This is a genomic window from Paraglaciecola sp. (assembly GCF_051252315.1).
Classification (GTDB): Bacteria; Pseudomonadota; Gammaproteobacteria; order Enterobacterales; family Alteromonadaceae; genus Paraglaciecola.
Genome location: NZ_JBPOFP010000142.1, coordinates 1 through 10,659 on the forward strand (window position 1 = coordinate 1; position 10,659 = coordinate 10,659).

6 protein-coding genes are annotated in these 10,659 nt (G+C 37.6%); 4 read left to right on the plus strand and 2 right to left on the minus strand.

Annotation, left to right across the window (positions count from 1 at the left end):
• From ACSHXM_RS19170 to ACSHXM_RS19185, 4 genes are all read left to right on the plus strand, one after another.
• Window positions 1–965, plus strand: a 965-nt coding sequence (locus tag ACSHXM_RS19170; protein WP_435691532.1) for an acetoacetate decarboxylase, incomplete at its 5' end; no start/stop codon positions are given.
• A 19-nt stretch (window positions 966–984) separates the two neighbouring features.
• On the plus strand, window positions 985–3,225 hold the full coding sequence (locus tag ACSHXM_RS19175; RefSeq protein ID WP_435691534.1) for an NAD(P)-binding protein: 2,241 nt from the start codon (window positions 985–987) through the stop codon (window positions 3,223–3,225).
• A gap of 155 nt (window positions 3,226–3,380) precedes the next feature.
• On the plus strand, window positions 3,381–5,648 hold the full coding sequence (locus ACSHXM_RS19180; RefSeq protein WP_435691536.1) for a TonB-dependent receptor: 2,268 nt from the start codon (window positions 3,381–3,383) through the stop codon (window positions 5,646–5,648).
• 21 nt (window positions 5,649–5,669) lie between these two features.
• Window positions 5,670–8,723 carry a 7TM diverse intracellular signaling domain-containing protein gene (locus tag ACSHXM_RS19185; protein ID WP_435691538.1) on the plus strand — a complete coding sequence of 1,018 codons (3,054 nt, stop codon included), beginning with the start codon at window positions 5,670–5,672 and terminating at the stop codon, window positions 8,721–8,723.
• A 73-nt stretch (window positions 8,724–8,796) separates the two neighbouring features.
• On the opposite strand, the gene ACSHXM_RS19190 is transcribed toward ACSHXM_RS19185, so the two are convergent.
• Together ACSHXM_RS19190 and atpD are read right to left on the minus strand one after the other, a co-directional pair.
• Complete coding sequence (locus ACSHXM_RS19190; protein ID WP_435691541.1) at window positions 8,797–9,210, minus strand: F0F1 ATP synthase subunit epsilon; 414 nt, start codon at window positions 9,208–9,210, stop codon at window positions 8,797–8,799.
• A 156-nt stretch (window positions 9,211–9,366) separates the two neighbouring features.
• Window positions 9,367–10,659 (minus strand): F0F1 ATP synthase subunit beta (gene atpD, locus ACSHXM_RS19195; protein ID WP_435691543.1); only part of this gene is annotated, 1,293 nt, incomplete at its 5' end.

The window sequence follows — 10,659 nt, forward strand, 5'->3', positions numbered from 1 at the left end:
ATGTATATATGTCTGTTTCTTCGAATCGCCCTCTCTTCTCTCGTTTTCCAGGTAATGTTATTGCGAAGCCCCCTTGCAGAATGACAAACGCTAATATGTATGGTTTTTTTATAAAAGGTAACACAACGAAAATCCAAACCTATTTAGATCAAACGTTAAATTGTGTACCAAGCCAAACCTGCAATTACGAAAGTCTTTCTCCATATGTACTTCTAACCTTTACCGATATAAAAAACATTGCTTCTCTAGCACCAGGATTTTCAGAACAGGGGTCAATGCAAGAAACTGACATTATCGTTTGGTTACCTGTCGCTAAAATGGTTAACAATAAGGTAGACCATGTTTACTGGTACCCAGCATTTATTTGTGTCAATAACATTTACGCATTGATTAATGGCATTAATACTTGGGGCTATAACAAGTATATGTGTGACTATACTATGCCTGATATAGGAGCAGATTCTGACAATTTTTCGATCTCCGTAGATGCATTTCAACCATTTACTCCCGACACAAAAATGGCCAAACATTTACTTATGGAAGTCAAAAAGGTAAGTGATGGTTCATCCAATAAAATAGGAGAGTTTTTAGAGTTAATTAAAGAAGCATTCACATTACTTAGTGCTGAAAAGTCGTTTTTTAATATGGACAAAAACGCCCTAAAACAATTATTAGACGGGTTTAAAAACCCACAAATGGATCAAATTTTATTTAAGCAATTTCCCGATGGAAAAGGTGAAAATGCGGTGTACCAAGGAGTTGTACACTCCCCATCTATTATCAAAAAAATTCACAGTGCCGAACTCTACGGGCACGAATATGACGTGACTCTTCACCAAGTCGATACCTTCAGGTTAGATGAAGCATTTGGTATTCCTCTGGGGACACAAAGAGCTTTACTTCCTTTTAATATACTTATGGATTTTGACCAAGAAGCCGCTTTTCCTTTAGCCGAAACCAACTAATAAAACGAGACATTTTGCAATGAACAATAAAAATAAAATTGCCATTTTAGGCGGTGGCGTATCGGCAATGACAGCAGCCTGTTACCTAACAGAAAAATCAGACTGGCAGACAAAATATGACATAACCGTCTATCAAATGGGGTGGCGATTAGGAGGGAAAGGCGCGAGCGGACGTAACGCAGAATATGGACAACGGATTGAAGAACATGGCTTACATGTATGGTTTGGCGCCTATGTTAACTCTTTTAAAACAATGCAAAAAGTCTATACCGATTTAAACCGTCCAGCCGATATGCCTTTGGCTACATTTGATGAGGCTTTTAAGCCTCATAGTTTTATTGCACTGCAAGAGTTTATTAAGGATAACTGGGAAACATGGGGATTGGAGTTTCCTACCATTCCTGGCAACCCAGCCGATGGCGATTTAGACCCTAGTTTTTGGGATTTAATCCAACTTATTTATTATTGGCTTAAAGAGTTTTCTGGGCAGCTCATTACGGTACGTAAAAAACACGTATCTACATTAAAATCTAAAGAGAAAGTTAAGCCTAAGAAAAAGCACGATAGTTGGTGGTCACACATAGTTCATGAAGTACAAGAAGAAGTAGACGATTTAAAAGAGGAAATTGAAGAATGGGGCGATGATATTCAATCTGCTTATCGCACAATCTCGTCTTTTGTAGGGAAAGTCACTCATCATGATAGAAAAATAGACGACCCAGATACGATTAAACAACATACTAAACATCAACATGCACTGTCTGGTTTTATTGAATGGATAAAAGAGTGGCTTGAAGAAGAATTTGAGGAGCTACTTGATGACAATGATGAAATAAGACGTTTATTTATTGGTGCCGATTTGGCGATTACCAGTATTAAAGGGATCATTGCTGATGATGTTTATCACAACGGGTTTGGTTATTTAAACCAATGGGATTTTAAAGAGTGGCTTACCCTTCATGGAGCAAACGAAAAGTACACAGTCAATTCAGCACCTATTCGAGGGTTTTATGACTTAGTATTTGGTTACGAAGGAGGAGATTTTTCAAAACCAAACTTAGAAGCGGGCGTATCATTGTTAGCAATGTTACGTATTGCCCTGTGTTACAAGGGCGGCATTATGTGGAAAATGCAAGCAGGAATGGGAGATGTGATTTTTTCACCCATATACGAATTACTCAAAAAGCGTGGTGTTAAGTTTGAATACTTCCACAAAGTTGATGAACTTATTCCCAATCTAGCAGGCACCAAAATTGAAAAAATACGTGTTACAAAACAAGTCGATCTAAAACAAAAAGAATACCAACCTTTTGTAAATGTTGATGGGCTACCTTGTTGGCCGTCTACTCCTAACTATAACGAGATCGTCGACGAACAGGCGCAATTACTCCAAAGTCATAATATTAACCTTGAATCAATGTGGACAGATTGGCCAAATGTTTATGAAAAACATTTCCATCGTCCGTTACCTCAAAAGACGCTTACTCTCGGCAATGATTTTGATACCGTCATTTTTGGTATTTCTGTAGGTGGACTCGATCACATATGCCCCCAGTTATTAACTCTAGACGCAAAATTACAGGCCTGTAGCCAGCACATAAAAACAGTGGCGACCCAAGCCTTTCAAGTATGGACAGATATAGATTATTCAGATCTTGGGTTTGATTACATCCCTGAGAACAACGAGCAACCTATTTTAAGTGGCTTTGTGGAACCCTACGATACATGGGCTGCTATGAATCAACTTTTATGCAGAGAAGCATGGCCAGCAGGGATAAAACCACAAAATGTAGCCTACTTTTGTAGCGCTCAAACTATTACTGATTTTCCGCCAGCTAGTGACCATAATTTTCCTAAAGAAACGACCCAACAAGCTAAAGACAACGCTATTTCATATTTAAAAAACGACGTGTATAACCTGTGGCCAAAGGTAGCATCAAAAGGCGATTTTAATTGGGCGGTTTTAACTGACCAATCTAATCAGCAGGGGGAAGAAAGGTTTAATAGCCAATATTGGAGAAGCAATGTAGACCCTTCAGAGCGATATGTTTTGTCAGTTAAAAACAGCAGTCAATACCGTTTGAATTCAAACGAAACTCAGTTTACTAATTTTTATATCACTGGTGACTGGATTAATACAGGCGTTAATGCAGGGTGCGTAGAAGCTGCAACTATGGCAGGAATGGAAACCTCTCGTGCAATATCTGGGTACCCAGAAAACATAAATGGAGAATATGGGTTTTCACCATACAAAAAGTAATCAATAAAGCGCCTGACTTTTGATGTAAAAGCGGGCAGACTAGTATTGGTTTTTGTATATTTTTTATTGCTAGCAAAGCAACTTCTTTCGATATTAATGAATATTGAACGATTTACGGAGTGGTATGGAAACCCGTAAATGTAAGTGAGATAAATTTGAAGTACCTAACTTTCGTTTGTTTGAGTGTTTTCACCATTTCGGTGTTAGCAGAAGAAAAAGCGCCTCCTCCCTTAGTGAATGACATTGAAGTTATTGAAATCAATGCACAAAAGCGACCTCAGGATATACGTGACGTAAGTCTATCTGTCAGTGTTGTAAATGGCATGTCTATAATTGAACGTAAAATGAAAGACAGTACCGCTTTATCTGCAATTTCACCCAATTTCAAGATCACTCAAAATGCTGCGGAAGGTACACCACCAGCAGTTAACATCAGGGGAGTTGGAAGTGTTGATTACAATACATCCACACAATCTCCTGTAGGGATCTATCTAGATGGTGCTGCTGGCGCTTCAGCAAACTCTCAACTTATAAACTTATTTGATGTGGAATCAATAGAAGTATTGCGCGGGCCACAGGGTACATTATTTGGTCGAAATACGACCGGTGGTGCAATATTAATTAACTCAGTTAAACCACAAATGAACGATTCTGGGTATGTAAATTTAGGCTTCGCCCAACGCAATCACTTATCGGCAGAAGGCGCTCTAAATAGAAAGTTGTCCAATCACTTAGCCACGCGTTTTGCGTTTAGCCATCAAGATTACCAATACTCAACAAATAATCTATGGCCAGACGCTCCTCAAGCGAAAATGAAACAATCACACGCTAGACTCTCACTGTTTGGCCAATGGGATCAATTTACAATTGATACAAAACTCTATATGGGTAAATGGGATGGTATTGTCAACCCAGCGGGCAGTATTGGAGTCGTAAAAAGCTTCGATCCATCCACTGGTTTACCTGCCTCATTTTGTGATTCGCAGGAAGCAGGTACAACAAGTTGTTCAGACAGCTTTAGTTTTAATGATGGGTCAGATAATTTTCATGATGTAATGGTTAATAATCAAATTAATGATAAAAGCCCACATATCACAGATTCAAAAGGGTTTAACGTCAAGGCCGAATATAAACTAAGTGATAATAGTTATTTAGTCAGTGTATCCAATTATATGAATCTGGACAGAAATCACTTTTACAATAGTGATGCGAGTCCAGCTAGATTAGGGGAAGGTAACCAAAAAGTCAGTACCGATACCTTTAGCCAAGAAATTAGATTTCATAAAGAAATAGATAAAGCATACTTTATCGGCGGTCTATATTTTATAAATGAAAAATTAGATCAAGATAACCGCTTTGACTTATTGCGAGATTTTCGTTCTGTAGAAGGGTTATTCAGCAATGCCGTCACTTTTTTATACGACAATTCTATTGAAATCGAATCTGCTGCAATATTTTCCCACTTAGGTTTTCCTCTGTCTGAAAAAACAAACATTACAGCAGGTTTGCGATATTCAGATGAAACTACTAAATACAATGCCCTTGGACATGTAAATCTGACAACATTCGTTAATGATCAAACGGGATTAACCATACCTGCTTGGCAAGTAGCTAATGACATTAAAGACGATAATTTTTCTGGAAAACTAGCGCTATTACATAAATTTAGTCAACATTATTCCGGCTTTATTAGTTATTCACGAGGTGTTAAAAGTGGCGGATACAACGGAGCTTTGGTTAGCTCAGCCGCCGAGGCAGAAAATAACGATTATGGAGCAGAAACATTAAATGCGTACGAAATTGGATTTCATAGCCAGTTAGCGCCATGGTTAAAGGTTTATTCAGCAGCCTTTTATTATGACTACCAAGATCAGCAAGTATTTATGAATCAGTCTGCCATAACACCTGGAGCCCCTCCATTACAGCTATTAAGTAATGTTGGCCAATCAAGTATTTATGGTGCCGAACTGGATATTGATGCTCAACTTAGCTCATCATTGTCTACAAAATTATCCCTTGGCATCTTACCTAAAGCAAATTTAGCCTCTTTTATTGACCAAGCTGGAAATGAGATAAAAAATAATCGGCTTCCTTTCACATCAAAACTAAATATCAATGCCCAAACCAATTATGTTATTGAATACGATTCTGCTCTAATCACACTTCATCTAGATGCTGATTATCAATCTAAGTTTTATTTCGACCAAAACCAAAACCCGTTATCAGCTCAAGATGGATATTTACTCATAAATACACGTGTTAGTTGGAATAAAGATAATTGGTCTGCTAGCATCTGGGCTAAAAATTTAACCGACGAAAAGTATAGCCACCTTAAATTTGATTTAATAAACCTATATGGCATGTTGCAAGACTTTAAGGGTGAGGCTAGACAAGTTGGATTTGATATTCGATATGAATTCTAATTAATTATGTTCAGGCTTTTTATGAAAAAAATATACTTGGTGCTGTGCATACTCACGCTCTATGTAGTGAATATTGGATTTTCGATCGCTAGTTCGCCGAACGAAGTAGTTTCTTTAAATTTAAGTGAAATCAATAATCAAAATATTAGTAAACAAGTTAAGTATTATTCTCTTAAAAACAATACAAGTTCACCACCAGAATATTTAACCCAACTACAAAGCTGGTTAAGTCATTTAACACCGCATCAAACAACCGATTCCTTAGGTGATCGTTACGTAGTTGTTTTTGAATTATTCAATGATACTCAAGATGTGGATTGGTTTGTATACCCCTATGGTTCTGTAGTTGAAAAGATCCAAATACATACTTTCAATAAGAATAATAAAGCTGAATACTTCAATACCGGACATGGGTTAGATAATCCACAAGGGCTACATTACGGAGGTAATATTCAAGTTTTACCGAATCAGCATAAAACCGTTGTGATGTTGTTTGAAAGTGAATTTTTCTTTGCGCCAATCAAAATACTCCTTAAACCTCACGCAGAAGCAAAACAATTATTTCAGTTAGAACAAGTAATTTTGCTTCTTAGCTTAGGTGTTTCTTTAGCACTTGGTATTTATAATCTATTTATTTTTTCAACAACAAGAGACAAACAATACTTAAACTACGCGCTGGCGACACTAAGTTACGCACTCGGGTGGGCGACAGTATTTGGCGTTCCTGAATATATTGGATTAGGAAGTTCCAAAAACTGGTTGATGCCCTCATATTTAATTGGGGCTGTATTTTATTGCCTATTCAATATTCAATTTTTGAATTTACAACAAACTGAACCAAAACTAGCTAAGTTTTTTCAACTATTAGCAATAGCCACGGTCATCACAATACCTTTCGCATTTTATAGCCAAGGTATTGGTTTATACCTTGCTTCCATATTTACATCTATCGTGTCAATTAGTGGTTTATATGCAGGTATTCGTTGCTGGATAAAAGGATATTCCCCAGCTAAATATTTTGTTTTCGCCTTATTATCAGTTGTATTACCAAATATGGTCGGTAATTTTATGAACTTAGGCGTATTACCTGGGTTTAATGTAAATATCTATTTACTTGGATTATTAGGTAATTGTTTAGACAGTCTTTTATTGGCTTATGCTCTCGCTGCTAAAGTACGTTTATTATCTATACAAAATATAGAACTAGCCAATACTTTAGAACAAACTGTAGATAAGAGAACTCAAGAATTAACCGAAGCTAATCACAAATTAGAAGTCATTAATGCAGATTTAATTGAAGCCAATGAAACAAAAGGGCGTTTTTTGGCAACCATGAGTCACGAAATTCGTACCCCGCTAACCTCAATAATTGGTTATGCGGACGGAATTTTATTAGGTGACATAGATAAATCTGAACAAGATCGTGTGACAAAAATTATTGCGCAAAATGGTAACCATTTATTAAATGTACTAAATGACATTTTAGATTTAAGTAAAATTGAAGCAAATAAGCTCGATTTTGAATCTGTACCTACACATCTATTTTCTATACTCGCTCAAATTGAATCCATTGTAGGAAAAAGAGCTAGAGATAAAGGACTCGCTTTTCATTTAGATTACCAATATCCGTTACCCGCAAAAATATATACCGATCCTACACGTTTAAAACAGATTCTATTCAATTTAACTAACAACGCGATTAAGTTTACAGAACAAGGATTTATAGGCTTATCTATTAGCTTTCAAGACGATTATCTGCAAATAAAAGTAAAAGACTCTGGAATGGGTATTAATTCACATCACCAACAGAAGTTATTTGAACCTTTTAATCAAGATAATAACTCTGTCAATCAAAAAGCTGGTGGAACCGGTTTAGGGTTAAGTATTTCCCAACGTTTAGCAAAGGGTCTAAATGGCCATATTGAAGTGGAAAGCATACCTAGAAAAGGCTCTACTTTTATCCTGAAATTAAAAGTACATACAGTTGAAGATTCGAAATGGATTAATAACGTAACTGAAGTTTGGCAATCCACGCCTGTAAGATCGTTAAAAACTGAAGTATTACCAAACTTTAGTGGCCAAAAGATTTTATTAGCCGACGACCACCCAGCAAATCGAGAACTTATTTCCATACTACTAAAACGAATGAATTTAGATGTAGTTGAAGTAGAAGATGGCAGACAGGCATTAGATGCAGTCTTTTATCAAAAATTTGACCTCGTGCTCCTTGATATTCACATGCCAAAAATGAACGGTACTGATGCGCTCAAACAAATAAGAGACGCTGGAAATTATACGCCCGTCGTTGCCTTAACAGCTAACAACATGAAACATGAAGTAGAGCATTATATGCGATTGGGCTTTTCTGATCATTTAGCCAAACCAATATCACGACAAATTTTTATAACGGTACTTTCAAAGTATTTAGATAAACAAGGTGATGTAGACAACCCTATTAATCCAAATGACATGCACCAACTTGTAAAAGATTATCAGCAAGATTTAGCCATACAAGTTGAAAAAGCTGAGAAAGCGTTAGAGCAAAGAGATTTGTTTTTAATAAGCGAAATTTCTCATAGGATAAAAGGCTCAGCGAGTACGTTTGGTTTTGATATTGTCGGAGATAAATTCGCCGATATTGAACATTCAGCATTACAAGACGATGAAATTGCAGTCACCTATGAACTCCCCAAAGCACTTAACTTAACACGCCTTTGTTTAGAATTACCCGGTGTAGATATTGCGAAGGGTATAATTAACCACAACAACAGTGTTAGTAGGCTATTAAAAAGCATTTACGGGCTGTTTGAACACTCCGAACAGTCTTTTAATGACCTAAAAGAGGCCCTAGATAACTCAGAAACTAATAGCGCACTCATTCATTTATATAAATTTTTACCTACTGTTAGCGACTGTGGGATGGAAGATTTAGAACAAACGTTTACAGCGCTTGAGACACTTATACAAAGTGGTGAGGTTCAAAAAAATACTTATCAGGTTCACCTAAAAATTATTGAAGAACATTTATCAGTTTTAACAAAGGCAATACAACCCATTTTAGTTGATGAATTTTAGATAACTTTATAGATACAAAAAACCCAGTAGGATCAAAAATCGTACTGGGTTTTAATTTGTCTGTCAGAAGTGACTATTTGCGCAGTTTTTGAATTAACCTTAACTGAGCAATGGCTTCGGCTAGCTCGATAGCTGCTTCTGCATAATCAAAATCAGCACCTGGGTTGGCGATGTGCTCTTCAGCGCGTTTCTTCGCTTCTAACGCTGCTTGTTCGTCTAAATCTTCAGCACGAATAGCAGTATCTGCCAATACGGTAACGGTACCTGGTTGTATTTCAAGTACACCACCGTTGATGTAGATATTTTCTTCATCACCGTTTCGAACTAAACGCACCATTCCAGGTAACAGAGTGGTTAACAAAGGAGCATGGCCAGGATGTATACCTAACTCACCTTCACTACCTGTTACTTGGATAGCTTCTACTTCACCAGAAAAAATGCTGGTTTCAGCGCTTACTACGTCAAGTTGTACTGTTGTCGTTGCCATAATGAACCTCCAATAAAGTTCTTAAACATATAGTTTTGTTTAGACCTGAAATGAGGAATTTGTGCAGAGAAAAAGGAGGAAGCGCGGATCGTATATTTATACGTGAACACTTCTGACGCCTTTATCTGTGCAAATAACCATTTCAGGGCAAACAAATTACATGTTTTTAGCTTTCTCGTTAGCTTCTTCGATAGATCCAACCATGTAGAAAGCTTGCTCAGGAAGGTCATCAAACTCACCTTCTAAGATGCCTTTAAATCCACTGATAGTGTCTTTCAAAGATACATATTTACCAGGAGAACCAGTAAATACTTCTGCTACGAAGAAAGGTTGTGACAAGAAGCGCTGAATTTTACGCGCTCGTGACACAGACTGTTTATCTTCTTCAGAAAGCTCATCCATACCCAAGATAGCAATGATATCTTTTAGCTCTTTATAACGTTGCAATACAGATTGCACACCACGAGCCGTGTCGTAGTGCTCTTGACCAATAACTAATGGGTCAAGTTGACGAGATGTAGAATCTAGTGGATCAACCGCTGGATAAATACCTAAAGACGCAATATCACGTGACAATACAACCGTTGCATCTAAGTGAGCAAAAGTTGTAGCTGGTGATGGATCGGTCAAATCATCTGCTGGTACGTATACCGCTTGGATAGATGTGATTGAACCTGTCTTAGTTGAAGCGATACGCTCTTGTAGAACACCCATTTCTTCAGCAAGAGTAGGCTGATAACCTACAGCTGATGGCATACGACCTAGTAGTGCAGATACTTCTGTACCAGCTAGAGTATAACGATAGATGTTATCTACGAAGAATAATACGTCACGACCTTCATCACGGAATTTTTCAGCCATGGTTAAACCAGTCAAGGCAACACGTAAACGGTTTCCAGGAGGCTCATTCATTTGACCGTAAACTAGTGATACTTTGTCTAGTACGTTTGATTCGTTCATTTCATGATAGAAATCGTTACCTTCACGAGTACGCTCACCTACACCAGCAAATACTGAGTAGCCGCTGTGCTCGATAGCGATGTTACGAATTAATTCCATCATGTTTACGGTTTTACCTACACCGGCACCACCGAACAATCCAACTTTACCACCTTTAGCGAACGGACATACTAAGTCGATAACTTTGATGCCTGTTTCTAGTAGTTCAACTGAACTTGATTGATCTTCATAAGTAGGTGCTTCACGGTGAATAGACATACGCTCTTCTTCACCAATTGGACCTGCTTCATCGATTGGGTTACCCAATACATCCATGATACGACCTAATGTAGCCGTACCCACTGGAACCTGAATGGCTTTACCAGTATTTTCTACTGCTAAACCACGGCGCAAACCATCAGTTGTACCTAATGCGATTGTACGCACTACGCCACCACCAAGTTGTTGCTGCACTTCTAGGGTCAAACCTTGCAAATCACCTTCAGTGAT

Bases quoted from the DNA above. Each gene is read 5' to 3' on its own strand.
- ACSHXM_RS19175 (WP_435691534.1), top strand. From the start codon at position 985: ATGAACAATAAAAATAAAATTGCCATTTTAGGCGGTGGCGTATCGGCA.
- ACSHXM_RS19185 (WP_435691538.1), top strand. From the start codon at position 5,670: ATGAAAAAAATATACTTGGTGCTGTGCATACTCACGCTCTATGTAGTG.
- ACSHXM_RS19190 (WP_435691541.1), bottom strand. From the start codon at position 9,210: ATGGCAACGACAACAGTACAACTTGACGTAGTAAGCGCTGAAACCAGC.